This is a genomic window from Mycobacterium leprae TN (assembly GCF_000195855.1).
Classification (GTDB): domain Bacteria; phylum Actinomycetota; class Actinomycetes; order Mycobacteriales; family Mycobacteriaceae; genus Mycobacterium; species Mycobacterium leprae.
Genome location: NC_002677.1, coordinates 501798 through 526993 on the forward strand (window position 1 = coordinate 501798; position 25196 = coordinate 526993).

At 56.1% G+C, this 25196-nt stretch carries 26 protein-coding genes, 2 tRNA genes and 7 pseudogenes; 25 read left to right on the plus strand and 10 right to left on the minus strand.

What is annotated here, in order from left to right:
• Positions 1-188: 188 nt before the first annotated feature.
• The 7 genes and pseudogenes from ML_RS18445 (at position 189) to ML_RS02000 (ending at position 5276) form a co-directional block, all read left to right on the plus strand.
• Complete coding sequence (locus ML_RS18445) at positions 189-272, plus strand: hypothetical protein (RefSeq protein ID WP_269147084.1); 84 nt, start codon at positions 189-191, stop codon at positions 270-272.
• Positions 273-399: 127 nt separating this feature from the next.
• Positions 400-573 carry a class I SAM-dependent methyltransferase gene (locus tag ML_RS18450; RefSeq protein WP_269147057.1) on the plus strand — a complete coding sequence of 58 codons (174 nt, stop codon included), beginning with the start codon at positions 400-402 and terminating at the stop codon, positions 571-573.
• An 846-nt stretch (positions 574-1419) separates the two neighbouring features.
• Positions 1420-2604 (plus strand): EspA/EspE family type VII secretion system effector, encoded by a 1185-nt coding sequence (locus ML_RS01970; RefSeq protein WP_010907711.1) that lies wholly within the window; start codon positions 1420-1422, stop codon positions 2602-2604.
• A gap of 57 nt (positions 2605-2661) precedes the next feature.
• Positions 2662-2982: an ESX-1 secretion-associated protein gene (locus ML_RS01975; RefSeq protein WP_010907712.1), complete on the plus strand. Its 321-nt coding sequence runs from the start codon at positions 2662-2664 to the stop codon at positions 2980-2982.
• 97 nt (positions 2983-3079) lie between these two features.
• Entirely contained in the window at positions 3080-3646 is a 567-nt protein-coding gene (locus ML_RS01980) for a secretion protein EspD (RefSeq protein WP_172591946.1), read from the plus strand.
• 309 nt (positions 3647-3955) lie between these two features.
• A pseudogene (locus tag ML_RS17215) lies at positions 3956-4925 on the plus strand (transposase); the annotation flags it as partial.
• Positions 4926-5066: 141 nt separating this feature from the next.
• Positions 5067-5276 (plus strand): hypothetical protein, encoded by a 210-nt coding sequence (locus ML_RS02000; protein WP_145985166.1) that lies wholly within the window; start codon positions 5067-5069, stop codon positions 5274-5276.
• On the opposite strand, the gene ML_RS02005 is transcribed toward ML_RS02000, so the two are convergent.
• The gene (locus ML_RS02005; RefSeq protein WP_049769648.1) at positions 5277-5753 is read right to left on the minus strand and encodes a hypothetical protein; all 477 of its coding nucleotides are present in this window, start codon (positions 5751-5753) and stop codon (positions 5277-5279) included.
• Between the two features lie 815 nt (positions 5754-6568).
• On the opposite strand from ML_RS02005, the gene ML_RS02010 reads away from it, so the two are divergent.
• Together ML_RS02010 and ML_RS02015 are read left to right on the plus strand one after the other, a co-directional pair.
• Positions 6569-6832, plus strand: a complete 264-nt coding sequence (locus ML_RS02010; protein WP_269147085.1) for a PE family protein — start codon at positions 6569-6571, stop codon at positions 6830-6832.
• A 125-nt stretch (positions 6833-6957) separates the two neighbouring features.
• Positions 6958-8184: a PPE family protein gene (locus tag ML_RS02015; protein ID WP_010907715.1), complete on the plus strand. Its 1227-nt coding sequence runs from the start codon at positions 6958-6960 to the stop codon at positions 8182-8184.
• Between the two features lie 384 nt (positions 8185-8568).
• On the opposite strand, the pseudogene ML_RS18455 reads toward ML_RS02015, so the two are convergent.
• Positions 8569-9193 (minus strand): annotated as a pseudogene (locus tag ML_RS18455) (histidine phosphatase family protein).
• A 169-nt stretch (positions 9194-9362) separates the two neighbouring features.
• Here ML_RS18455 and ML_RS02020 point away from each other — a divergent pair.
• Positions 9363-10171, plus strand: a pseudogene (locus tag ML_RS02020) (MaoC/PaaZ C-terminal domain-containing protein); the annotation flags it as partial.
• 15 nt (positions 10172-10186) lie between these two features.
• Here ML_RS02020 and otsB read toward each other — a convergent pair.
• Positions 10187-11476, minus strand: a complete 1290-nt coding sequence (otsB, locus tag ML_RS02025; protein WP_010907716.1) for a trehalose-phosphatase — start codon at positions 11474-11476, stop codon at positions 10187-10189.
• Between the two features lie 147 nt (positions 11477-11623).
• Between otsB and ML_RS14930 the strand changes: the two genes are divergently transcribed.
• Positions 11624-11764: a hypothetical protein gene (locus ML_RS14930; RefSeq protein ID WP_156511918.1), complete on the plus strand. Its 141-nt coding sequence runs from the start codon at positions 11624-11626 to the stop codon at positions 11762-11764.
• Positions 11765-11787: 23 nt separating this feature from the next.
• On the opposite strand, the gene ML_RS02030 is transcribed toward ML_RS14930, so the two are convergent.
• Together ML_RS02030 and ML_RS02035 are read right to left on the minus strand one after the other, a co-directional pair.
• Positions 11788-12177, minus strand: coding sequence for a WS/DGAT domain-containing protein (locus ML_RS02030; protein ID WP_049769649.1), 390 nt, complete (start codon positions 12175-12177; stop codon positions 11788-11790).
• Between the two features lie 25 nt (positions 12178-12202).
• Complete coding sequence (locus ML_RS02035; protein WP_145985167.1) at positions 12203-12496, minus strand: hypothetical protein; 294 nt, start codon at positions 12494-12496, stop codon at positions 12203-12205.
• Between the two features lie 625 nt (positions 12497-13121).
• Between ML_RS02035 and ML_RS18460 the strand changes: the two genes are divergently transcribed.
• From ML_RS18460 to ML_RS02045, 4 genes and pseudogenes are all read left to right on the plus strand, one after another.
• A complete protein-coding gene (locus ML_RS18460; RefSeq protein ID WP_414085507.1) occupies positions 13122-13265 on the plus strand; it encodes a hypothetical protein in 144 nt (47 codons plus the stop codon).
• 92 nt (positions 13266-13357) lie between these two features.
• Positions 13358-13723: a hypothetical protein gene (locus ML_RS18465; protein ID WP_049769651.1), complete on the plus strand. Its 366-nt coding sequence runs from the start codon at positions 13358-13360 to the stop codon at positions 13721-13723.
• A 638-nt stretch (positions 13724-14361) separates the two neighbouring features.
• Positions 14362-15393 (plus strand): annotated as a pseudogene (locus tag ML_RS18470) (helix-hairpin-helix domain-containing protein); the annotation flags it as partial.
• Positions 15394-15834: 441 nt separating this feature from the next.
• Complete coding sequence (locus tag ML_RS02045; RefSeq protein WP_041322404.1) at positions 15835-16479, plus strand: nitroreductase family protein; 645 nt, start codon at positions 15835-15837, stop codon at positions 16477-16479.
• 137 nt (positions 16480-16616) lie between these two features.
• On the opposite strand, the gene ML_RS02050 is transcribed toward ML_RS02045, so the two are convergent.
• Positions 16617-17081, minus strand: a complete 465-nt coding sequence (locus tag ML_RS02050; protein WP_041323681.1) for a tRNA (cytidine(34)-2'-O)-methyltransferase — start codon at positions 17079-17081, stop codon at positions 16617-16619.
• 451 nt (positions 17082-17532) lie between these two features.
• On the opposite strand from ML_RS02050, the gene ML_RS02055 reads away from it, so the two are divergent.
• The 8 genes and pseudogenes from ML_RS02055 to ML_RS14940 all read left to right on the plus strand — a co-directional run.
• Positions 17533-17868, plus strand: coding sequence for a hypothetical protein (locus tag ML_RS02055; RefSeq protein ID WP_049769654.1), 336 nt, complete (start codon positions 17533-17535; stop codon positions 17866-17868).
• Complete coding sequence (locus ML_RS02060; protein WP_049769655.1) at positions 17869-18225, plus strand: hypothetical protein; 357 nt, start codon at positions 17869-17871, stop codon at positions 18223-18225. It abuts the gene before it with no gap.
• The gene (locus tag ML_RS02065) at positions 18225-18368 is read left to right on the plus strand and encodes a hypothetical protein (protein WP_156511920.1); all 144 of its coding nucleotides are present in this window, start codon (positions 18225-18227) and stop codon (positions 18366-18368) included. The genes ML_RS02060 and ML_RS02065 overlap by 1 nt, the downstream gene beginning before the upstream one ends.
• A 325-nt stretch (positions 18369-18693) precedes the next feature.
• On the plus strand, positions 18694-18912 hold the full coding sequence (locus ML_RS02070; protein WP_049769656.1) for a hypothetical protein: 219 nt from the start codon (positions 18694-18696) through the stop codon (positions 18910-18912).
• A 313-nt stretch (positions 18913-19225) separates the two neighbouring features.
• Positions 19226-19579: a hypothetical protein gene (locus tag ML_RS02075; protein ID WP_145985168.1), complete on the plus strand. Its 354-nt coding sequence runs from the start codon at positions 19226-19228 to the stop codon at positions 19577-19579.
• A gap of 357 nt (positions 19580-19936) precedes the next feature.
• Positions 19937-20401: pseudogene (locus ML_RS14935) on the plus strand (roadblock/LC7 domain-containing protein).
• Positions 20402-20449: 48 nt separating this feature from the next.
• Positions 20450-21043 (plus strand): annotated as a pseudogene (locus ML_RS02080) (GTP-binding protein).
• Positions 21044-21072: 29 nt separating this feature from the next.
• Positions 21073-21363, plus strand: a pseudogene (locus ML_RS14940) (pentapeptide repeat-containing protein); the annotation flags it as partial.
• A gap of 642 nt (positions 21364-22005) precedes the next feature.
• On the opposite strand, the gene bcp reads toward ML_RS14940, so the two are convergent.
• Positions 22006-22491, minus strand: coding sequence for a thioredoxin-dependent thiol peroxidase (gene bcp, locus ML_RS02090; protein ID WP_010907719.1), 486 nt, complete (start codon positions 22489-22491; stop codon positions 22006-22008).
• Positions 22492-22618: 127 nt separating this feature from the next.
• Between bcp and ML_RS02095 the strand changes: the two genes are divergently transcribed.
• On the plus strand, positions 22619-22846 hold the full coding sequence (locus ML_RS02095; RefSeq protein ID WP_010907720.1) for a DUF3618 domain-containing protein: 228 nt from the start codon (positions 22619-22621) through the stop codon (positions 22844-22846).
• A gap of 34 nt (positions 22847-22880) precedes the next feature.
• Here ML_RS02095 and ML_RS02100 read toward each other — a convergent pair.
• Positions 22881-22953, minus strand: a tRNA-Lys gene (locus ML_RS02100).
• Between the two features lie 169 nt (positions 22954-23122).
• On the opposite strand from ML_RS02100, the gene ML_RS02105 reads away from it, so the two are divergent.
• On the plus strand, positions 23123-24346 hold the full coding sequence (locus ML_RS02105) for a L,D-transpeptidase (RefSeq protein ID WP_111480971.1): 1224 nt from the start codon (positions 23123-23125) through the stop codon (positions 24344-24346).
• 24 nt (positions 24347-24370) lie between these two features.
• On the opposite strand, the gene ML_RS02110 is transcribed toward ML_RS02105, so the two are convergent.
• Positions 24371-24446 (minus strand) — tRNA-His (locus ML_RS02110).
• 50 nt (positions 24447-24496) lie between these two features.
• Positions 24497-25144, minus strand: coding sequence for an oligoribonuclease (gene orn, locus ML_RS02115; protein ID WP_010907722.1), 648 nt, complete (start codon positions 25142-25144; stop codon positions 24497-24499).
• Between the last annotated feature and the right edge of the window lie 52 nt (positions 25145-25196).

Here is a 25196-nt window from a genome sequence, read left to right on the forward strand (position 1 = left end):
GGTGATTAGGTTGTTACGGTGTACAAAATGCCCAAATCCTCAACAAGGCGACTTAACTTGAAATTTCGACTATATGAAGGCGCACTTGGCTGATGATTTCTTCCGGATTTTTTGACACGAACTAGACGTATAGTTGTGCATATTTTTAACGTGACGACATTACGCTGGAAGAGGCCTGGATAGCCAAAATCTATCTCGCATTCGGCAAACTCGGATTACCACCGTGCATGACGCTGCTTGACGTTGTTTGCGGTTGGGATGCTCCTAAATAAGGTCCGCGCGATGCAAGCCTACGATGTCAATGTCGTGGGCTTCACGTTGAGTCACAGCCACGCCAATCATGTTGGATTATTTATCGCACAGTATGAAAATTCCCTTTTCAATTCCAAGTGAATTCTGTTGCAAGGCTGGGAGCAGTTCGATGAGTACGTCGATTGGATCGTTAGCATCGGCGCCTTCGGCCCTTTTGGGTATGAGCACTGCGACGCATTTTTCACTGTGGCGCACCGTGTGTTTCTTGTCGACGGGATCATGTTGCTGGACGCCAGCATCGGGTCTCATCCTAAAGAATAAAAGAACAGTAGTCGAACGAGGACTAAACATGAGGGAACATGCGGGCATGTGACTTCCTGATGATCGCTCAGCCTACAACCCGCACAAATAATTATCGAGTGTAGATTCTACTTGGGTCTTGACTGGTGGTATCGTTTCATTGTTCCAATACAATTGGAGTGTGAGTTGAAGCCAGAAAGCACTAGTTTGATAAATTTATTTTATGAGCCGGTAGCGAACGTCTATTGGACGACAGGCGTCACGTTCAGGCATTGTTTCGCTGATGCGCAAGATTCAACGCTTGGAACAAGATTTAACGCTTGGAAGGGGAAAACTGTTTTAATTATGATCGAAGCAGATCTGCAGGCAGTATACGATTACGGTTATTCCATGTCGAGTCGATTTTGTACGATGCGCTGTCTAGTAGTCTAGTATGCGGTAACATCAAAAGTTTAATCATGCCTGGAAATCAGAGCATTGAAATTTAAATATGTATATATTGTATTTGGAAGATTTTGCCTAAAGATCACTATAACGAAAAAATTTTTAAGTGTTGACGAGAATCTAAACATTGTTAAAGGATTTTGTAATGAATTTTTGTGTTATCTTTGAGTGAATTTCGAAAAATTATGACTTAATAATCTTATGAATTAAATGATTTTATATTCATTTATAGTGTATTAACGATATAATTTAATATATTTAAAGATATCTAGAATATTTATTTTACATTATGCTCATCCATCTAATTATTTTTTTAGCGTGGCGGTCTGAAGGTAATCGTACAATATGCAATAACAGGTCAATATAAGTCATGGTACGGCATTATATTCTATAGCGACGACTGTTAGGATGTAGGCGGCAGGCATGAGCGGCGCATTCATCATCGATCCGACGTTAAAGGCCATTGAAGCTTGGCATGCACTCCTGGGGATAGGAGTACCCAATGACGGGGGAGTGCTCTACTCTTCATTATCGTTCTTCGAAAAAGCGCTTGAGCACCTGGCGGCGGCGTTTCCTGGTGACGGCTGGCTAGGCTCTGCCGCGGATAAATACGCCGGCCAAAACCGTAAACGGGTGGACATTTTTCAGGAGCTGGCTGAGCTGGATAAAGAGCTTATCGAGCTAATCCATAACCAGGCCAACTCGGTCCAGACGACACGCGGCATCCTGGATGGCGCGAAGAAGGCGCTCCTGTTCGTGCGTCCGGTGGCTATAGACCTGAACTACATCCCGCTTGTCGGATCTGTCATGTCGGCTTCCATACAGGCTCAGGCCTGCGCAGCTGCCATGGCCGCAGTGAGCGGCGGGCTTGCTTACCTACTCGTCCAGACTGCGATCCATACGGCTAAATTCGTTGCTTTGCTGGCTCGGTTGGCGCACCTGTTGGCGTCCGCTGTCGCGGACGTAGTTTCGGACGGAGTAGCGATCATAAAGGGCATTGTGGATCACCTATGGCATTTTATAGCGGGCGCGTTAACGGGCCTGAAGGATATTGTGGAAAAGATCATCCATTGGTTTTTTGGACTGTTCTCGCACTGGTGGTCGAGACTGCACTCCTTCTTTGGAGGCATCCCTGGCCTGAGTGGTGCGACTAGCGGCTTGTCCCAGGTGACCGGTTTGTTTGGTGTTCCCGGTTTGGCCGGTTCGTCCGGGTTACTAAGCGGCGAGAGCTTATTGAGCACAGAAAACTTACCCAGCCTGGCCGGAGTTGGGGCCGGGCTCGGCTTAGGGAGCTTGCCGCAACTGGCTCAGCTGCATGCCGCCTCGACTCGGCAGGGAACACGTTCCCAAGCCGGTGTTTCGGCCGAACTCTCTACGGAGCAGTTTGGCGGACAGCAGGAGCCGGTCTCCGCACAGGGCTCTCAAGGTATGGGCGGCTCTCAAGGTATGGGCGGCATGACTCCCGCTTCGACGAAGTCGAAAAAAGATGAGCGGAAGAAGAAGAAGTACTCGGAAGGCGCAGCAGCGGGCACAGACGATGCGGAGCGTGCGCCAATCGAAGTTCAATCAGGCGGTGGTAAACGGGCGTTGGCACAACACGTCGTTTAACAATATATGGCGAGCTAGATCCATTGTGAACCGGCGCTGTAGCAAGAGACGGAAGGGATGCGATCAATGATAGATAACTTGACGGTTCAGAGCGAACACCTGAATTCCTTGGCCTCGCAACATGAAAACGAGGCGGCTTGTGCCTCCTCCGGCGTCAGTGCTGCCGCCGGACTCGCCAACGCAGTCTCGACCAGTCATGGTTCGTACTGCGCCCAGTTCAATGACACGTTAAAAATGTATGAGGACGCCCACCGAACTCTTGGCGAGTCCTTGCATACGGGCGGTATTGATCTCGCTAGGGTTCTGCGAGTTGCGGCGGCCATGTATTGTGACGCTGACGAAATATGTGGATCAGATATCAAGTCGGCGTTTGGCTGACCAAGTTCGTTGCATGGGAAGTAGACGTCGGATTAACCGACGTCTACTTCCCATGTCGACTTTTCCTGCGTGGCAGGAATTCAGGAGGGATGTCGTGGTGGTGTTCCCCGGAAACGACTTCGACCGCGATGATTGCGACACCGTGGATCCCTGGGGCGTCGGCGGTGCGGCGCACTGGACTATAGATCCGATTGTTGGCTTTGCGTCGTCGTCGGCGCCCCAGGACCGCGGAACCGACGTAGACAACACCCGCGGTCAGGCTGAGGAGGATGAAAAACAAAAGGAGCCAGAGGTCGCAATTTTCACGGTGACGAACCCCCCACGTACCGTGTCGGTATCGGTGCTGATGGACGGCCGGATCGACCATGTTGAGCTTTCGAAGAGGGTGACATGGATGAGTGAATCACAGGTCGCCTCCGAGATCCTGGTTCTTGCTGACTTGGCGCGGCAGAAGGCGCAGTCGGCCCAGTACACTTTCATCCTAGACAAACTGAGTCAACTGGCCGATGGAGATGAGCACCGCGTCGCACTGTTACGTGAATCCGTGGGCAATACCTGGAATTTGCCGTCGCCGGAACAAGCCGCAGAGGCAGAAGCTGAAGTATTCGCAACTCGTTACAGTGACTATTGTCCTGCACAAGATACAGAGAATGATCAATGGTGAACCTGATCCAGTCCGGTGAGTTCGGAGACTCTGGTCCGTCCTGCGTTGTGCAGAGTTGTGGTCCTGGGTTTCATGCTGTCGGGACGGGCTTCTCTAACTCGATCCGGTCAGCCTACTGGATAAATCATAAATCGGTGCCTGAGTTAGGACATTGCAGATTGGGGGAGTGTGTCCAGCAAGGGTGGGTGTATTAAGTCAGGCTGTGAGTTGAGGACCGGCATGTCGTAGTCGGATGGATTGAGTGTAATCGCGTGATTCATCGAGAGACCTAGCAAAGTAACTTGAGCAAAGGAATTAACGCGATGATCAATTCCTACGATATTCACTTGGCCTCAGTTACTGGCTGAACGACTCACTGTCACCCACCCTGATGTGCTGTGCGAACTGCTGACTAAGTTCATTTACGCGCCGATGGGCGTTGAACCCGACGCAGCGTGCCGGGACGGCCTATGATCAGTGCAGTGCTACGCGTGCCAATCAGCTGCAGTGGCTGTCGGTCGGACACCGTCAATTCGATATTCGTGCAAGCACGCTGGATGTAGCGATCTCCAAGTTGCGGCAGGATTCCTAATTCTACTTCCCGGATTGGCTCTTGGAGCTCCGCAAACGTGCCGAGAAGGCATTGGACCTGTTTGTCTGCTGGGTGTGTCCACCCCGGCGGATGGGTAAATTCGTCGAAACCTTCGGGACCAGTGGGCCTGTCGAAGTCTCAAGTCAGCGTGATGGCTAAGGAACTCGACACCGTTGTGGATGCCTTTCGTACCTGTCCGCTCGATGCTGGCCCCTACACTCATGGCTTGACTGATGTGCTGGTTTCGAGGTTCGTGAGGCCGGTCCCGTGTGGTCAATGTGCATGCTCTGATCACCACTGATGTCAACGCCGAGGGCTACCGCGAAACTCTTGGTTGTGGATGCGACCACCGCCGAAGACGGGGTCGGTTGGTTGAAGTTTCTGCGGTCGCTGACCGCCCGCTGGCTTTCCGGCGTGGCTACCTCGGTCACCAGCGATGCCCACGCCGGACTGCTCGCCACAATCAGGGCCAGCCGCCCGGCGTGTTCTGGCAACGCTGTCGCATCTATTTAGGCCACCAACCTCATGGCCTGCGCACCCACGGCTTCCTGACCGTGGGTGCGTACCCTGCTACACTACTCGGTGTTTGATCAACCCGATGTGGAATCCGCTGCCGTGCAATATGATCGGGTCATCGATGTATTGATCGACAAGTTGGCCCGGGTTGCTGATAACCGCGAAGCAGCCCACGCGGGTCTGCTGGCATTCATTCCGTGAACTAACCTGGTTCTGCTGGAGACGGCTAAATAATCTAGACCACCTCGGTCGAGGTGACCATTTGATCATAGCGTTGCTTGTACTCCACCGGAGGTCCGTCCTCGATTCGGTAAATGCGAGGCTGGGCGTGTTGTGCCAGTGTACCCGTTTGGCGGTCTCACGTTCCAATTCGGCTCGGCCAGTGAAGGTGGCTTTCTCACCGACGAGATGCGATTTATACAATCCTACAGCAGATTCCATCTATGCGTTATCGAATGCGTCGCCGACATTGCCGATAGAGTCGACGATCCCGGCCTAGCGCAGTACTTCAGTGAATGGGTGAATGCGATCGCCGTGTACTGATCACCTACATCCGAGTGGCGCACTAAAATCCATTGCAAAGAAACGTAACTCGTAGTACTTCCGGATGAATAGCGCTTGCTCAAACAGCGATGTCACCAACACCGTGGTCTTGCTGGTTCTTCCTGGCCACCCCGGGATGCGGCGGGAGAACACATCCACGCAGAACGCTGTGTAGCCACACCTCATACAGCGTCTAAACATACGTGAAATCGGCGACTCAACTACTGATCCAGGCACCTTGGCGTTGACTAGGCCCGGTTGATCAGGTACTCGGTGTCCCGGTGGCGCCTGTTTGTCATGTTCGGTCGTGCGGGTGATGCGCTTATCGCGCACGATACCGTCGAGGCCGGCCAGACACATCACCCGCGCTACCCCGATATCATGATCATGCCTCCAGTCGTGGCCTGCGCGTTTGGCGGTGTTCCTGAGCTTGCGCACGCCGTAGACGCGCCGGTTGGCTACACACAGGTCGAACATGGTGCTCGCCCATCACCATTAGGGGTCGTCAACATCAGCTGCCGATACCAGTCTCTGCTGCATGACGGCATACTAGTTAGGTGGACAAGGCGGTCCGCTCGGGCAGTGCTGGGTAAATCGGGTCAACCCCGAACTTGTCGCGGTAGGTATCAATGTATTCGACGATCACCGTAGTTGGCGGTCGACTTTCGCCGTTGCGAAAAGCACTCGCGGTTCATAGATTTCATTGGGCACACTTGAGTTCTCGGACTTCGCGCTCGAGTTCTGCGATCCGGCTGACATCATTAGATGTCGTGCTAGGGTGCGCGTCACTATAAAAAAACAATCTCGTCTCGGCACGCCTTGACCCATGTCCGCAACGTCTCAGGATGCACACCGGACTGTTCGGCGATTGGCTTGATCGGGCCCCCTTGCGGTTGCCGTGGAGCACGGCGAGCTGTCTACGCGTCATCCGCGTCGCTTACTCTCTCAGCTCCTCCGAGTGCTTCCGCTGCGCTACCACACCTCAATCTTCTCCGGGTGATAAGAGTCACCAGCGAAGCTGGGATAGTTCAGTTGATTCTGGCTGACCGGCAAGTCTATGATACATTCCGTGTATTAGAGAGACCCCTTTATTCCAATGGATCTATGATGCGGATGGTGTTGAAAGGTTAGTCATTTAGTGCACTTAGCACCACTAAAGTCATAGGCCAGAAAGCTTAGGTGACTTAGACTACCTGAGTTTTGTCCTTTCAGTTGTTTGGATTTATTTAATTTTCGAGGAGGGTTTTATAGTTATGTCCTTTTTTCTGAGAGTAGAAGTAGGTGGGTTGATGATGGCAGCCGGCAGATTGGAGCGCATTACCTCCGAGTCTATGGCATGCAATGCCAAGCTTACTCCTGTAACCACCAAGGTTGTCCCACCGGCCGCCGACCAAGTGTCGAAGCTAGTATCGCAGGTATTTAGTTCCTACGGGAAGCAGTACGAGGGGTATGCCGCTCAGGGTGTAGACCAGAGTCGGTTGTTTGTCCAGAGTCTGAAAGATGCCGCAGGTGATTATATGGACAGTGATCATATGTATCTAAACACAGAGGATTAAGCCTCCTAAGTGTTGGAGTGTTAAGCCTCACTGTGGGGCATCGTATTGTGTGAAGTTTCTGGCGGTATCGGAGTGGCTACCGGCGAGTAGGAAGATTATAGAGAAGATATAGAGGTAACAAAATCATGTTCGACTTCATGGTGTATTCGCCCGAGGTCAATGCTTTTCTTATGAGTCGTGGCCCGGGTTCTACTCCTCTATGGGGCGCCGCTGAGGCATGGATTAGTCTGGCAGAGCAGTTAATGGAGGCGGCGCAGGAAGTGTCGGACACAATAGTCGTCGCGGTGCCGGCGTCATTTGCGGGCGAGACGTCGGATATGTTAGCCAGCCGTGTCAGCACTTTTGTGGCGTGGCTGGATGGTAACGCCGAGAATGCCGGGCTGATTGCTCGCGTCCTCCACGCAGTGGCATACGCCTTCGAGGAGGCGCGTGCGGGCATGGTGCCACTGCTGACGGTGCTCGGGAACATCATACACACCATGGCGCTGAAGGCAATAAACTGGTTCGGGCAAGTATCTACCACGGTCGCGGCTTTGGAAGCCGACTACGATCTGATGTGGGTCCAAAACTCGACGGCAATGACGACCTATCGGGATACCGTGCTCAGAGAAACGGGAAAAATGGAAAATTTTGAACCAGCACCGCAGTTGGTCTCTAGATATTGCATGGATCGGCGGGATTCCGTTAATTCGTTTCATTCTTCGTCTTCGTCCGATTCACTTTACGAATCAATCGATAATCTGTATGACTCGGTGGCTCAGTCCGAAGAACACGGATCGGACAGTATGTCCCAATCGTACAATACGTGTGGATCGGTCGCTCAGTCTGAATTGTGCGATTCGCCGTTTGGCACCCCTTCTCAGAGCTCTCAGAGCAACGACCTTTCTGCTACGAGCCTTACACAGCAGTTGGGAGGCCTGGACAGTATCATATCGAGTGCTAGTGCAAGTCTGCTTACAACGAACAGCATAAGCAGCTCGACGGCAAGTAGTATTATGCCTATAGTGGCTTCTCAGGTTACAGAAACACTGGGTCGAAGTCAAGTGGCTGTGGAGAAAATGATACAGTCGATTAGCAGCACCGCGGTGAGCGTGGATGTGGCGGCCAGTAAAGTGGTTGCCGGCGTAGGTCAGGCTGTGTCGGTTGGTGCTTTGCGGGTGCCGGAAAATTGGGCCACGGCCAGTCAGCCGGTCATGGCGACGGCGCACTCAGTGCCGGCAGGCTGCAGCGCGATTACCACGGCAGTAAGCGGGCCGCTGGAAGGGGTGACTCAGCCTGCTGAGGAAGTTCTCACGGCTTCCGTTGCCGGCGGCAGTGGGACTGGAGGTCCGGCCTTCAACGAAGCGGTTTGAGCGTGAGTGAGGTTGGTTGAACAATTATCGAGGTGCTAGTTGGTCATAGTGTTAGCTTTTTTGATACGTGCATAAGACCATCCCGTCACACACCTCGTGTAAGCAGTTTCGTGATGTTTGTGAAATGTTTGATTCGTCTGTTGATCGGGTTGTACGAAATGGCCTGAGTGGTCGTCTGCCTCCAAGTCACATTTGCTATGTTATGAGCACGAAGCCCACATCTTGTGGGCTTCGTGCTCCAAGCTTTGAGCATGCATCTCAAAACCACTTGCCAAATTGAGTTGCACTTAGGACTCTAAAATGTTTCGTGCGTACATGATGAACCAGGTTACGTAGATTCGAGTGCTTTTATTATAGCTTTTCACGTCTTTTCGATAGCGGAGATCAGGTTACGTTTCGGATGCTGTGCCAGTCCACCAGCTTCCAACTGTTAATTGGGCTCCTGGTGATCATCACCCGGCCGATGTTCGGTAAGGGATGGCTGATCAACAGCTTGTCTTTACCGTTCTTCACGTTCATCAGCGTCCAGACCATGATCGCCGCACCCTATGACCCTATGAGGAGAAACACACTTGCTTGTGGTGGCCGCTGTTTGTAGATTCTCCAAGTGGCGGCACGGAACGCAGAATTGAAATTCTTGCCGTTAGGTCGATCCCGGAATGCCGTTCTGGACATCACTGTTAATATCCAATCTGCCGGCACCAGTAAATACGTTGAGTTTGGTTATTGTCTTGGGTTTTGTCGTTGTACCAGCCGGCGTCGATAAACTGTAGGCTACTTAGGATCTCGACCGGCTTACCGAGCTAGCTGGCCAACGGTGCGGCGGTTTTCTGGGCTTGTTCTTTGCTATCCGGGGTAAGGCTGGGACTGGGTATGTCCGGTGGCGATGACCCTGTTTGCGTTATCCATAGGATTAGGCGTTTCGGATAAAGGTAAACATGATGCTGCGTGCATGTGTTGTTCCGCCGCAGGCTTCGACGATTACCGTTGTGTCCAGCACGGTCGGCATGTTTTCCAGATCATGGTGCGGTTGAGTGTGGCAATAGTCTGCTTTGGACTGACCGTGTCAATGTGTTTTGCGATGGTTAGATGCAGAAAAGATGGAGGCTTGAATATTTCCCTTTAAGGGAGACTCGTATAGCAAAAGACCTGCTGCCATCGGCGTGGTGACGGAGCCAATGCTGACCGAACTGACGAACCAAAATACCATAACTGTATGCTCTCGGCGTCGATGTTGGAATCGAGAATCTGTCCTTCATCACAGATAACAGTCACGACATCACCTCAGCAGGTATTTTCCACCTAATGTTGTGATTTGTTGTCTGGCGTTCGGGGTGGCGACAAAGATCGGAAAGTTTAACAAATGAGCCTTGCGTCTTACACAGATCACAGGCCATCCGGTTACATACGCCGTTGCCGGCCGCCGGAAGGCTGTCGGTGGATCACCGTAGGTCGTTGAGCTGCAGGGACAAGGGCGAGGAGCAGGAACCCGATCGTTGTGTTGTGTGGCCGCGATACGGGCCCGGAATCTGGGATGCTGAATCGCTAATACGCGGACCACGCTGGTCATCTAGGGTTTGGGGGAGTGTTGGGGCAACGGCCGGCGGCACCGGATTTTCTGGATCGTGAGTGCGACGCTCGAATCGTGCTGTCCACTTGTGAAGATTAGGCGTTGATTTACCTCCTTATCTGATGACCGTAATCCGTTGTTTATAGTGATCCGTGGTTTGCCTGAGAGGATTAGCCGGGTTTCTCAAGCCGATCCTGTACGTATTGTCCCGTTACGGTGTACCGGGCCGAGCGTTGGTCGTCGAGTTGGGTAAAGGTTTGGCGCCTAATATCAGCTCGATTTACCTCACCGGTGTTTCCCGGCGAGACGCTGACCACCTTGATTTGGAGAACCGAGCCAGGGCGGACGGTGTTTCGTACTGAGGTCGTTGGCTTTGGCGGCGACGAAATGCGGGTGGTGCTGAAAGACGGGGCGGTTGGAGTACCTGCCGGCCTAGCGTTGAGTGTCACTAAGCTGGCGTGCCAACCGTTCGGTGAATTCACTGACGTGCATAGGACTGTCCAACGTGAACAATGCGGCTGTTGCGCGGTTACCGTCTTCAGTGTGTCGTACCACGATCGGAATACCCCCAACGTCGGTGTGGCGCACTGCGTCGAACGCGTCCTCGTCGGTTATGTCGTCGCCGAGACAGATCGGCATGAGCGAAGCTGAGCCTACTTGAGTGCCGGCATGGTGCAGGCGATCGATCACCCAATGGAGTGTTTTTCCCTTGTCCCAGTCGATGTCGGGACGCAGCTCGATGACCTCGCGACCTGTTGTCACCCGAAGTGCGTTGCGCTGGCCTGCTGTGCGCACCGCCACTGCGACCTCGTTGACGCGGTCACGCGCGACGTTACGGTAGTGCACTGCTACGCCAAAACGCTTGTGTTCCACCATGACTCCCGGAATTGGTCCGAGTTGGTCGCGTAGCTGGGTCGCCGCTTGCTCCAGTATGGGTATCGTCGCTTCCGCTGCGTCGTTTTGATGATGTGTGCCGTCGGGTGCAGTTGACTCAAAACCATGACTGCCGGAATACCAGATTCCGGGCACGCCGATGCGCTTGATTACATCTGCGAGATCGCGACCAGACAGTATGGCCACTGGACAATGTGTGGCCAACTTCTGCAATGCTTCGGTCGCGCCGGGAACGGGTCTGGCCGAGTCGGGATCATCGACGATGTCTGACAGTGTGCCGTCGAAGTCGAAGAACACCGCCGGCTGCCGAGCGGTGAGGTCGTCAGTTAAGCCGAGGGTCTGCAGCGCGTCGGGAAGTTCCGACATCCGGCGGTCCCCGGTTCGGACGATGACCTCACCTAGGTCGGCAACTACCGTGTCGGCGCCGGAGTTACGCAGTGTGTCGCGGTGGCCTGTCTGATCTTCCCCTATTACTAGGCCGAGCACCAGCGCGAAACCGCCATAGCGTGCGGCCGTTATGCCGGCCGCGTCGACTGCGACGACGACGCACCGGCCTGGTTGCGCCATTAAGCGGTTGGCCGCGGCGACTAGGATGGTGACTTTTCCGCTAGCTAGGCCGTCAACGTGGACGGGGAACAGATGGTCGAGGCCGGTTGCAGTCAGCACGCCCTGGCTGTTGCGGTTGGTCGAAAAAACGGCGGTACCCACACCGATCCCCTGAAGTTGCCGGACCAGCGTCACTGTGGAGTCGAGTGGGGTGTCGGTCACTACGGCGTCGAGGTCGAACAGTGCTGCGCTGTGGCGCCGCGGGTCTATGGTGACCGGCATTAACTAACCATCTCACGGTGGAAACTGTGGTCAGCAGGGAGCTCCATGTCCGGTTAGCGACGCGCTCGTGCATAAGGCGTGGAGGCTCGTCTGAACTGGTGCGCTTCGGTGGGGAACACGCCGGATGATCATGCATAGCGGTTTTTGGTGAACAGCAGGACGGAGTCGTGGCTGAGTGGTGCCAGCTACGCGATCTTCAGCTCAATACCGCTGGTAAGTTGCTTGGCTATCGGGTGCGATGTCGTAGTCGGTAGTGATGCCGAATACCAGTTCGTCGCCGTAGCGTAACATCGCGACCCTAGTGTTCAGCTTTAGTGCGGTCGGGCGGGATCGTCCGTACGCGCTCCATCCACTGGCCCATCAGTCGTAACCGATCGGCGGGGCCCGGGCGCGTTGATTGTCAGCGTTGCGATGCCAGGCTTCTGTAGCCGGTTCAACAGTTGGATCGCATGGGCGCGCAATGCAATTGGGAGGTGATGGATCGCTCTGTTCTGTGCGGCCGTCAACCGGCTGTGCATGGTCTGCAGGCGCTGAACCGGGTCTTCACGGTTGATGGGGAGATAGGGCAGTTTCTCGCCCTCGGGGGACGAACGCCCCGACATCGACGCCAGTGTTCGTAGCGAGTCCACGCGCAGCTGTTGCCTCGGGTGCAGCAGAGCCGTCCGGAATCCTACGGTGATCGCGGCTAATGCAACTGTCATTGCTGTTCACGCCGAACTTGCGGCATTATGCTGTAGACGGCGGTGAATCGGAGCGCGCACGGTGCTGATAAAGCCGGACGGTGTCGTCCGTACCCCGGGCCAGATTGTCCCGTTCGCGGTTTCTGCCTCCTTGGCCATGATCCCGGTGTGAGCTCGCCACAGGGTATCGACCCAGCTCCGCGTATTGCGGTTTGATAGCTAAATCTTTTTTATACCAATTTTTTTTGGAGAAAATATGGCTGTCGGAGTCGTCGCAAAGTTTGGTCAGGGTGTGGGCTGCAGAGATGTCTTCGGCCATGCAGTGGCGGATCTTCATCAAGATCGCTCACTATATTGTCCTTTACACCCTCGATGAGCCAAGCATTTCCACCATGGTCAGTCCAGGTCGAGGGGGCGTTCCAAGGCATGGGTGATCGCGTTGAACAGTTTGGTGTCGTTTCTTGGAGGGCAGAAGAGCAACCTGTCGCAGGTGATCTGGTGAGGTTGAAGTCCCGGATAGTCGGTCATGGTTGTCCAGCGACGTCGAACGTATGCGTTTGCAACGTTTGCGTGCATCGCGGTATCGACTGAATCCGTTCTACTCGGAGGGGATCGAGCGCATCGAAGTCAGGAACATCGTCGTCGACGATGGCGACAGCTCCGATTTGCTAGGTTTGTCTGCCGAATCTGCATCGTGAGCTTTGAGAAAACTTGCATACCTTTTCTTCAGCCGCGTTATATATCGTTATATGTGCTCTCTTCACAGTAGATTTTCTCCCCGAACCAGTATTCTTTGCTGCACCCCTGTTGTGGTCTGATCCGTAGAGTTAAAAACGTGTTTAAGAGTTGAAGAGGGGGTTAACAATCGCTTTTCGGTCGGCCGAGTACGGTTATTGTATCGAACATATTCTCGATAAACTGTGTGGCGTAGGTTTGGAGCAGCGGGCCGCCTAAGCTGGGCGTAAATGGAGCGGGAGCTTGACGGCAAGCTACGCTATGTTGACGCGCCGTTGGTGGTCGAGCGCTCCGACGATGTGCCTTGGTCGTGCAAGCGCGGAGCGTATAGGCCGCTGGATAACGGCAGGATGGTCCGCTCGTCCGTCACGTAACTGTATTCGAGCTGGCTGCGCATTAGGCGTATAGTCGTCCTCGACGGGGCTAGTAAGCCGGAAGAATCTGGTCGAGGAAGGCCGGCGCGGTTTTGGGTCTGCGCCCGTTGGTGCTGACCCACCACGGCGGCTTGTACGGTGCAGTAAGTTTCGCCGAGGTGTCCGCCCGAGTGCGGCGTGTGTACCGTGTTCGGCGCCGAATTGTCGCTGTATTCCGGGGTCTGCACCGAAAAGCCGGACCCGCCCGGGTCGCACTTGCTGGTTTTATAGCCCGTGGCCCGGAAGGTGACCGAGGATTATTGCGACAGCTGGCAGCGGCGTATGCGGCCTGCGGAGAGAAGGGTAAACTCCTCTACGGCTTTGATGCGCTGACCGAGTCAGTAGGTGGGTACTGGCACATCTTTATGGGGTGTTGGAAAGAACCATGTACACCAAGCGTTTTTCCGATGATGGTGTAGACGCAGCGGGATTGGAGTTTGCCGAACTAGTGGACCCGGTTCACCGCCGGCCGGGTAAGCGTTGGGCTGACCCATCTACGGTCACCTGGCCGACGACGAACGCAACGCGGTGCTAGGGGGTCGCCCTCGCCCCGCTTTTCGGGGTCGACGTCGTTGCCACCACCGAAGCGCATTTAGCTCATCCTTCGCGCGCACGGCTGACTATGGCTGCTATCCACACCCGGCAGCCCCTGGATTCTGCTGCGGGCTGGTTGGCTCCGCTGAGGCGGCTCGCCCTCTGCGGTCCGGTGATGAAGCTAGCTCGGCGGTTCGCTCAACCGCCTGAGGTAGTGACTGCCGTCGCCGAACAGTGTGTGCGTTCGGGCTGACTGCGGCAAGTTGGTCATGGAAGAAAAGGGTGACCGATACGGACCGCCTGAGCGGGCGCGGCAGGCATACGCCCGATTCAACATGAGCTGCAAGCTATTGTGGAAGTGAGATTTTCGGGTTTCTTCCTGGCAGTGGAGATTACCATACGGGTTTTGCCGGGAAAACAACATCTTGTGTCAGAGCAGGGGATCGGCGGCCAAGTCCGAGGTTCGCTATGCTCTTGGCGTCACCGCTGTCGACCCGGTGGCCAATAAGCTGTTGTTCGAGTCGAACACATGGGCGGGCTGGGTGGTCGGTTCTACGACGGCGTGTGCAGGCTGCACGGCGCCACCGACGAGGTTAATCGACCGAACCTACGAAAAGCTGGAGGTATCGTCAGTTTCGGCTTTCCCGCAAGTCTTGTGCTGTCCTTTACGTGCCTGGTGTTGTACTCAACCTTGGTTCAAGCTGCCACGACCCGGCGGCGTTTTGCGCCGCGCTATACTATGTGCAATAGCCGATGGGTTTCTATTCATCGCAGTCACTGGTGGCCGATGTGCGCCGGCACGGCGTGGTGGTGCACGGCTCGTGTGTCAATGTCAGTTTCTCGCACGCCACCCTAGAGAACACTTGTGTGGAAGTTTGCCTCGATCTGGGAGCGGTTCGTTAGATCGGCGACGATCTCGCCGAAAAGCTGGTAGAAGAACGACAAAGCAACGTCCCGTTCTTTTCTCTGCTGGACTTGGTTGCACGACTGCAGTTGAGCGTGCCGCAGACCGAAGCGCTGAGCTTACTTTGGGATGTCCTGGCAGGAAACGCTGTAGGCGGCCGGGGTGGTCGCTAGTCAACGGGCGAACAGGCTGCCTGGCGTGGGGGGGAGTCGTCACATATTCCGGTGTTGCCGGGGATGAGCGAGTTGGAGCTGGCTGTCGCCGATGTGTGGGTCACCGGCATCTCTCCGGATAGTTATTCGACACAACCCTTGCGGGCAGACTTAATTTAGATGCGATGGGGGTGTTGCCCGCCGACGCGCTAAGAGTGATGTTCGACGGCTGCCGCGTGTTCATCGCCGGTGCGGTGACCCATCGGCGACGGCCCAAGGGGTGACGTCTCGTCTATTAACCTCGAGGATGAGGCCGGGGTGGTCAACGTGCTCGGTACGTCCGGGAGGGTGAAGGCGACATCGTAAGCTGTGGTGCACACGGCGCCAGTGCTGCTGATTCGCGGTTAGGTACAAAATGCCAGCAGCGCAATACACTGTCGTGGCCGAGCATATGGCCCGCATAAGCTTGACGGTCGGCTCGAAGTCGCGAGGTTTCCGCGGAACCTTCGCCGAGCGTATGAAGAATGCCGGCAATCCCCTGCGTGTCGTGTACAGATACGTGCGCTCGCGGCTGGGTTAATGTACGTCGACCCACACCTTGGTTGGGCCGGGTGCTGTATTCAGCCATAACCTCGGTCAAGCCGAACTTCGCGATGTCCTCGCGGTACTTCGTCCAATAGGATTCGTCCTTATGGCATTCGACGTCGGTGATCACCACTGTGGTGGTATTATCGACGCGATAATGCCTCTGCCATCGCCATTAGTTACAATCTAACTTTCAGGTCCACCATGGGATGCGGCTTCATGATGTTATGGGCGGACTCCCACGCCCGCGGTGTGGGGAATACTTATAGTACACCGCCAGGTTGGCTATGTCGAAGTAGAACCACAATCAGCCGCGGCACGGGTTGCTTTGGTTTGGCAACGGTAGTCTTCCCTGGTGAATCTAAACTTGTCTGTTGACGAAGTTCTTACCACTACCCGTTCAGTGCGCAAACGGCTCGACTTCGACAAACCTGTGCCTCGCGACGTGTTGATGGAATGCCTACAGCTAGCGTTGCAGGCACCGACCGGTTCCAATTCGCAGGGCTGGCATTGGGTGTTCGTCGAGGACGCCGAAAAGCGCAAGGCTATCGGTGACATCTACCTGGTCAATGCCCGGTGCTACCTAAGCCAGCCCGCACCTGAATACCCTGAAGGCGACACGCGTGGTGAACGGATGAGGCTGGTGCGCGATTCCGCGACTTATCTCGCCGAGCATATGCACGAGGTGCCGGTTCTGTTGATCCCGTGCCTATTGGGTCGGGCGGAAGAGTCGCCGTTGGGCGCTGTGTCGTACTGGGCATCGTTGTTTCCAGCGGTCTGGAGCTTCTGCCTAGCGCTTCGCTCCCGAGGACTGGGCACGTGCTGGACCAGCTTGCACTTGCTTGGCGACGGTGAGCAGCGGGCGGCCGAGGTACTAGGCATTCCTTCCGACAAGTACAGCCAGGGCGGGCTGTTTCCCATCGCCTACACCAAAGGAACCGACTTCCGGCCGGCCAACCGGCTGCCCGCCGAGAACGTCACGCACTGGGACATCTGGTAACCGGGCCCGATCAGCTGTGGATGCCGGGGCTGTCGTTTGAGCTGTCAGTGTTACCAGTGCTGGTTCCTCCTGCTTTGTCGCTGCTAGAGGTACCATGGTCGCCGCCGGCGCTTCACTCCGCGAGGTGAGGGCAGGCTTTAGACCAACCCGGCATACCCGTGTTGTCGCCACGCTTCGTACACTGCTACCGCCGCGGCGTTGGACAGGTTCAATGAACGCCGGCCCGACAGCATGGGAATGCGCACCTGCTGAGTGATATGGTCGTCGGCCAGGGTTGCCGCGTCTAGTCCGGTCGGTTCGGGGCCGAACATCAGCACGTCGCCGGCCTGGTAGCTGACGTCGGTGAACAAGGTGTTCGCGAGGGTGCTGAACGCAAAGACCCGCGCCGGCGATAGCGCGTTCCATGCTTCAGATAGTGAGGTGTGGACGGTGACCGAAGCCAGGTCGTGATAGTCTAGCCCGGCCCGTCGAAGTTTGGGGTTGGACAGGTCGAAGCCAATCGGCTCGACCAGATGTAGTGCGCAGCCGGTGACTGCCGCGGTCCGGATGGCGTTGCCCGTGTTTGGCGGAATGCGCGGGGTATAAAACAGCAATCGGAACATCTTGCTGATCATTACGCGTGGTTTTGTGTGAGGCTTGCGTATCATTGTACCGGAAACTGGTTACATAGGCCGCGAGCCGTCATACTTGTTGAATTGCCAGGCGTTTTCCCGCTCGCGCTTATCTGCGTGGCGCGGGGGTCGAATACAGCAGAAAATCCCGCCCTCTCTGGTTTCTCCGAGTGCCAGTAATCGGTGCCACGGCCGGTCGCTTGTCGGCAGCCAGATGGCTATATTTATATTTTCCCACCCGACCACTGCGGTTGGGGTGGGCAAACTCAGCACCTCGCTGTCCTCAGCCGGTCCGGTGGAAAGTCGTGGCGACTGTGCGGTGCCGTTGCTTCCGGCGACTGCCTTCGGCGGATTAGTCTGGGTGGAGTGCGGTGGCCGACTCGATGTGGTCTACAGCTGTCCGCTGCCCACACTGACATAATACCGGCGATCAGGAAAATACGTGTCGGCACTTGATGTCGCGTTACTGGCGAGTTCCACTGGACATGATGTGGAGGGAGTGAAAAAGAACTGTGAGGCCCGCAAGTATGAGCTGCAGACATGGCTGGCCGAGTACCTACGTGATCCTCGATGTTCGATCGGGGGCGAGTGCTTTGTCGAACGGTGGTCAGGCGTTAGTGGACAAGGTGCTGTCCAACAGCGTCAGTTTGCGGGACCAGGTGACAACGTACGTGCCACTCTTGTGACCGCCGAGCACGTGATAAACGCGTTGGTGTGCATCGACAGTGAGCAGGTAAGGGTGCAGGACTTAAGCCGGGCAGGTGGGGCTCGCGGGTAGATGACGGTGCAGGAGATCCTGATTCCCCGCGGCGCAGAGATTCTCGAGCCGGAATTGCGTACCTCGATGATCACCTGGTCCGGCACCGAACCGTCGACGCTGTTCCGGATGAACAAGGTGTTCGGCGTCGGTTCGTCCGAAGTCAAGGCGTTGCAACAGCAATTGGTGACTCGGGTGGCGATCCTGTCTAATCCGGCCAGCGTGCTTGTCGACAAGCTAGAGTTGCTGCGCTCGATAGAGATCACCAGCGGGATTGCTGAGCAAATAGTTAAGGACGCCACCACCTCGGTGACTAAGTTGGTTGAGGGCCAGGTTGCCGCTCGGCGTGACGCCGCGATCCACGACACCGGTATATAGTGTCGGCCGCTATCGTGATCGCGTTGGGCATCGTGTTGCTGGTGGCCACGCTTGCGGATCCGACCGCTGTGCGTGACTGGGTGCTGCAAGTCGTTTACACTGGTCTGAAGAGCGGGATCACTCAGGTCCTATATGGCACCTAGCCGGTCCTGGAGCCGCTGACGGTGCACACCACCGAAGAAATCGTCTAGGTAGCGCACACCGTGCAAATACCGCACACGCAGGTTCTGAAGTTCGCAAGTCAATGAGGTACGGTTGCGCTTGTTAGTCAACGGTATGTTTAGAGACTATGTCGCGGCGCAGCCGTTCACTGGTCGACCAGCAGCTGTCGCTCATTGATCAGTTGGAACGTAACGAACAGGATCCAGAGCGGCTTAACAGCCTTTTTCCGGCTGGATTCACTTGGCCTTGTTCGGTTGCGTTGTAACAACGCCACCTCGTTGGTCCTAGCCGGTGCACAGCTTTCGTGTGACCTGCGCGAGCCGGTGTCTGCTTTCGGCGGTGGTCAATGCCGCCATCTTCGAGGTTAGGGATTATCGCTGTGTCAAAACCGAGGTAGTTCCCGACTGCACAGTGATCGGCGCGGGCCGCCGGCAGAGTTATCCACCTGTTTGCCGAGTTGATCAACAACGCGCTGCGTTATTCGCCGCCAACGACATTGGTTTGGGTGCCAGCGGCCCGCGGTGACGACGGTGCTGTTCTGGTACGAGTAGCCACCCCGGCTTTGGAAATACAAAACGTTTATTTACACATCGCCAACATGTGGTTGCAAGCCGGCAGTGAGGTCAGCTCCGACAAGCACGGCATATGGGCTTTTTCGTGGTTGGGTGGCTGCCCGGCACGGTGTCCAGGTCGGGTTGCGCGGTCATCGCGGGTGATGAGAAGAATCCGGGCACGACTGCGGAAGTGTACCAACCGCTGGCCGTGCTAGTCACTAAGGCGAGGCCGACTGCAGCGGGGGCACCAGGAACCCGGGTGCGTTGCTGGTTCTGAAGAACTTTTGGCTGCTGGACAGCACGCCGAAGAGCGCTCCGCAGTGTTCGACACTTCACACTACAGCGGACTTGCAGCTTACGCACCGCCGGTGACGTTGTTGCTGCACCGCAATCCGGGTTTCAGCGGCATCACCGACCCCCTGCCCAGCCGTCAGCGGGGGGCGCACCGGCCTCGACGTGCACTAGCCACTCCTTGGTGGGAAGCAGGGCACCGCAACAGGCCAAAGCCCGCGTTTGCCACAGGCTCCTACGCAAGCTCCAGGCCGGGAGCGGCATCAGAAGCCTCAGTATTCTTTGCGTCGTCATCACCGGCGCGGTCGCTGAGATCATTAGCCCCAGCCTATGGTGACGTGTTCTAACAGCGGATGCTGTCAGAGATGTCGAGTGATCCGCACTAGTTGGCCTAACACCCCGACCTGGTTTGGCAATCGGTATGGGACTGCGGCTGGTTGTTAGCCGCCGAGGCCAAGCCGGGTCGAGTAGCGCACCGACCACGGTCTAACGGTGCACCAACCCAGGGTGCGACTGCTGCCTGGTGCGGTTGCGGGATGTTCTGAGGGAAATCGTCCCGTCCAGCAGGGTCCCCGGGGTTGCGAACGGCCGCGACCCGGCGAATGGTATGAGTGTCTATCAGCAGCCACTTCGATAGTCCGTGCAGCGGACCGGTTGTATGCCCTCGAGAACAGGCTCGAAACCGGTTAAGTACCCGATCAGCAATGATGGCTCGTTTGAACAACTCGCTGGACTGGTTGGTGTCGAAGTTTATCCGCGAAGTTCCAGGGTGGCGCATGTTTTGCTGGTGTTCGTCGATTGGCTGCCGGTCGTTGTCAGTGAGCATCTACCGCGTGAACAAGCCGATCGGTTGGCTGCGGTCGCGTCCAGGCTGGCCAGCCTTCCGACCGGTGTGGCGCAGCTGTTTGAAAGGTGGGCAGGTGCTGCAATTCGTGGTCGAGATGCAAAATTACTACTATTATCTGTTATTGATGCGTGTTAGTGCTGGCTCTCATCTGGCGATGCTTGCTGCGACGTCCGTACGATACCGATCAGATCGGCCATGAGTATGGTCGTCCTGGTCGAACGGATTGGGTGGTGTCGTCCAGTCCTTCCGCTGCTCAGAGTTCGATCACTCACCTCGGACCGCAATGCGATCTGCATTATCATCGGACATGGCACACCCCTGAACCGTGATGGACATCCAACCAGCCGAGTTCATAGGAAAAGGCCACTACGTGGCCTTAAAGCACTTCGACAGCTTGGCCCTACGGGCCTCGACGAAGATCGTCATCGTGGGCGGGTTCAGGGTTAGTAAGACCACGTTAATCGGTGCGGTTTCGGAAATCATGCCTCGCGCACCTAAGCGATGGTCACCGACGTCTCGGTTGGTGTAGACATGTTCAAGGTCACCCCGCACAAGCGGACCACGACGGTGGCGATGGACTTCGGCCGCATCACCCTGGATCGGGATCTGGTGCTCTATACTGTTCTGCGGCTCAGATTAGCGCCGGTTCTGGTTCATGTGGGACGGCCTTGTACGCGGGGCCGTCGGCGCGATGGTACTGGTATATTTTCTCCGCCTGTAGGACCGCTTTGTGGCGGTTGACTTCTTCGAGCACCGCAACCCGCCTTTTTCGATAGCCGTAAACGAATTTGGCGGCACGCCAAGGTATCCTGCTAGCGAGGTGCGACAAGCGCTGACTCTTCCTGCACACATTCCAGTGATCCATGTCGATGCCAGGGATCGCCGGTCGGCGACTGAAGCGGTGATAGTAGTGAGCAAATACGCTATGCAGACCCTGGTGGCGACGTTGCCCGTGGGCAGCTGACCGCATTGTAGCAGTGAACCTATTGTGAAATTGCTGGACGTGATTTCACCGATGATGATCTGAGTCGGCTGCGCACCGAACGGGGTGTGTTCACCGAGTGAAATTTCAGCTACGCCACCCTGGCCGAGGCGCAACATCGCTCATCAGCCTTTCGTACTTGCACTTTCAGCGGCCAATATGCTGGCACAGCCTATTTCAGCATTGCAGACTGCTGGGCTCGGTGTTTGTGCAATTTCGGATGCGACCGTTGACATTCGACTAGGTGGACTTCCACGTTAGTGATGCTGTGTGGCGCCGACCTCAGCGGTGCGCGGACTACCAGGTACCCGGCTGGTGCTGGAGGGCCAGGCTGCGGTGAAGCGCGCACTACGCGCTCGCATGTTCGACAGTGTTGACTAAATCGTTTGTTGCTGTGTTGCGGGGTTTTTGTTGGTGGGTGGCTGACTGCCTGCTTTCGATGAGGCTTCGTGTGCTTTGCCGCAGTGGACACGATTAGCGCGGCGCACGTAAGCATGTCGGTGGTGGGTGCTGCTTGGTCTACATGTTGATGATGCCAGGGGCTGGGCACCTGGGCTGTGCTGAAGGCGATATCGATGCAGGCGTGGGTGTGAGGGTAGTTGTTAGCGCCGCGGGGTAGGGGCGTTTTAGTGTGCATGTCATGGCCTTGAGGTGTCGGCGTGGTCAATGTGGCCGCACCTGAACAGGCACGTCCCCGTGCACGGTATAACTATTCGCACCTGATGTTATCCCTTGCACCATTTCTGCCGCTGGTATCGGTGTCGGCGGCTTGTTGACCGGCCCTCAGCCAGCAAGCAGGCATGCCGCCGGGTGCAGCAGTATCGTGTTAGTGAACAGTGCATCGATGATCCGGCCGTCGGCGGCACATACGGCAACCTTCTAGCGCAGATCAACCACCCACACCCCACCAGCCCACCACAACACCACCCAAACCAAACCCAACATCAACAACACTCTAAGAGCGACAAGTCGCGCCGAAGTTTGGCGACATGGCCTGTGGCTTTGACGTTGTACTGCGCGAGCACAATTTTGCCTTTTTCATCGACCACAAATGTGGAACGGATAACACCCAGGACGGTCTTGCCGTATATCTGCTTCTTGCCATAGGCGCCCCAAGCTGACAGCACCTTACAGTCGTGGTCGGACAGTAGCGGAAACGTCAACGCCTCTGCGTCACGGAATTCGGCCAGCTTGGTTAGTGGGTCAGGAGAGATCCCGACGACATCGAGCCCGGCATCGTTGAGGTCATGCAAATTGTCTCGAAAATCACATGCTTGTTTAGTGCATCCTGGTGTCAAGGCTGCCGGGTAGAAATATACGGTGACACGCTGTCCCCGATAGTCTCCCAGCGAAACTATCCTGCCATCGGCATCAGGCAAGCTGAAGGCGGGCGCTTGGTCGCCGGGCGCCAGCCGTGTGGTCTCGGTCAACGGTCCTCCCTTTCGGTTAACGCCGATCGTCGGAATCAGCCAGCTGATTTAGGGTAGTGCGAGCAGGTGCACCAGCTGGGTGGTGGGTGGCTTGCAGGCTAACAGGGCAGACTTGGAGGACAGAGACGTGGCGGACCGGCATCCAGACACCATAAAGCTGGAGATTGACGTTGCCCGTGAACAGTTCGCGGCGACCGTCGACTCACTTGCTGAGCGTGCCAATCCCCGCCGTCTCGCCGGTGATCTCAAGGCCCGGGTGGTAGAGTTTGGGAGAAGGCCGGCGGTGATCGCCGCGCTGGTAAGTTGTGCAGTTTTGACCGTGATAGTTGTGGTACGCAAGGTCAAGAATCGCTGAAGCGCCAGACAGGTGGCAACCGCGAAATATAGGGTGCGCCGTCAGGGTTTCGAACCCCGGACCCGCTGATTAAGAGTCAGCTGCTCTACCAACTGAGCTAACGGCGCCTAGATCGTCCTAGACAAGGAACATTAACAGGCTTTGCGCTTCGGGTGAAATTTCGGCACGGAACTCGATGCGAGCTTTCCAGCGCAGCCGTTTATCTGGTCCTAAACTACTGGCCAAGTCTAGAGGTTCAGCTTTGTTGTGAATTGAGTGTGGGGAGGTGAAAGAAGGATGCCGCATGTGGGCACTGCGACCCGCCGGGTTCAGCCCAAAGCGTGGCGGGCGCTGTTAACGCTACTGGTGATTTCGGTTGTTATGCCCGGCGTTGCCTGCAACAGGGGCGGCGGTAACGTACCGGTGAACGTTATCGGTGATAAAGGTACACCATTTGCCGACCTGCTGGTCCCGAAGCTTACTGCTTCGGTGACTGACGGTGCAGTCGGTGTCAATGTGGATATGCCGGTTACGGTGACCGTTGCTGACGGTGTGCTAGCGGCGGTCACCATGATAAACGACAACGGCAGGATGATTAATGGTCAATTTAGCCCCGACGGGCTGCGCTGGTCGACCACCGAGCCGTTAGGCTTCAACAGGTGCTACACGCTGAGCGCGAAGGCGCTCGGGCTAGGTGGGGTGGTGAACCGCCAGATGACTTTCCAGACTAGTTCTCCCGCGCACCTGACGATGCCTTACGTCAATCCGGGCAACGGCGAGATTGTAGGCATTGGGGAGCCGGTGGCGATCCGGTTCGACGAGAACATAGCAAACCGACTCGCGGCCCAGAAGGCCATCACCATCACCGCCAACCCGCCCGTTGAGGGTGCGTTCTACTGGTTGAATAACCGCGAAGTACGTTGGCGTCCTGAGCATTTTTGGAAGTCTGGGACGGCTGTTGATGTGGCGGTCAATACTTACGGTGTTGACTTGGGCGAAGGAATGTTCGGCGAGGACAACGTGAAGACACATTTCACCATCGGTGATGAGGTCTTCGCGACCGCTGACGATGCCACTAAGATGTTGACCGTGCGCGTCAACGGTGAAGTAGTCAAGATCATGCCAACATCGATGGGCAAGGATAGTACTCCGACAGCTAACGGTATCTACATTGTCGGCGCGCGGTTCAAGCACATCATCATGGACTCGTCGACCTACGGAGTTCCCGTCAACTCGCCGAACGGGTATCGCGCCGATGTTGACTGGGCTACGCAGCTGTCCTACAGTGGCGTTTTCTTGCACTCCGCGCCGTGGTCGGTGGGTGCTCAGGGGCATACTAACACCAGCCACGGGTGTTTAAACGTGAGCCCGAGCAATGCGCAATGGTTCTATGATCATGTCAAGCGCGGTGACATCGTCGAGGTTGTCAACACGGTGGGAGACACCCTGCCCGGGGCTGAGGGTCTCGGGGACTGGAATATTCCCTGGGAGCAGTGGAAGGCGGGGAACGCCAACATTTGACGCTGCGCGTCGTGATCTGACTTGTGGGGTGAGTGACGGGACTCGAACCCGCGACACCCAGGATCACAACCTGGTGCTCTACCAACTGAACTACACTCACCATGGCCGCCGGTCGACCCTGGCAGGGGTCAACGAGTGGCGCTGTCGATATTAACCGTTCGGACGCTCATAGGCTGAATCGATATCTCCTGGCGTGGCGGGCGTGCCGGAAAGATCAGCCACTACTTCCGCGATTTCTCTGGTAGAAGGTCCGGGTGGGGGAACAAACGCAGTGCGGCGGTAGAATCTCAGCTCCCGGATGGATTCGTGAATGTCGGCTAGTGCCCGATGAGTGAGCCCCTTGGCCGGCTGGCCGAAGTAAATGCGCGGGTACCAGCGTCGGCAGAGTTCTTTAATCGAGCTGACGTCTATCATCCGATAGTGCAGGAACGAGTCCAGAGTGGGCATGTCACGGGCGATGAATGAACGATCAGTGGCGATCGAATTGCCTGCCAGTGGAGCCGTCTTCGGTTGCTTGACGTGGTTGTTGATGTAATCGAGTACTATCGACTCGGCGGTCACAAGGTCGACGATGGATGACTCCACCTCGTTAATTAGTCCTGACCGTGAGTGCATCTCGGCGACCACGTCAATCATTGACGAGAGCGCGGTGCTGTCGATGTGGATTACGACATCGACTCCATCACCGAGGATGTTCAGATCGGCATCGGTTACTAGGGCTGCGATCTCGATCAACTGATCCGAACCCAGGTCCAGTCCAGTCATCTCGCAGTCAATCCACACTAATTCGTCGTGCACAGCGCTCTACAGTAGGCGCATGTGAGACCTGCCTAGGTCTTCCCCTGTTAAG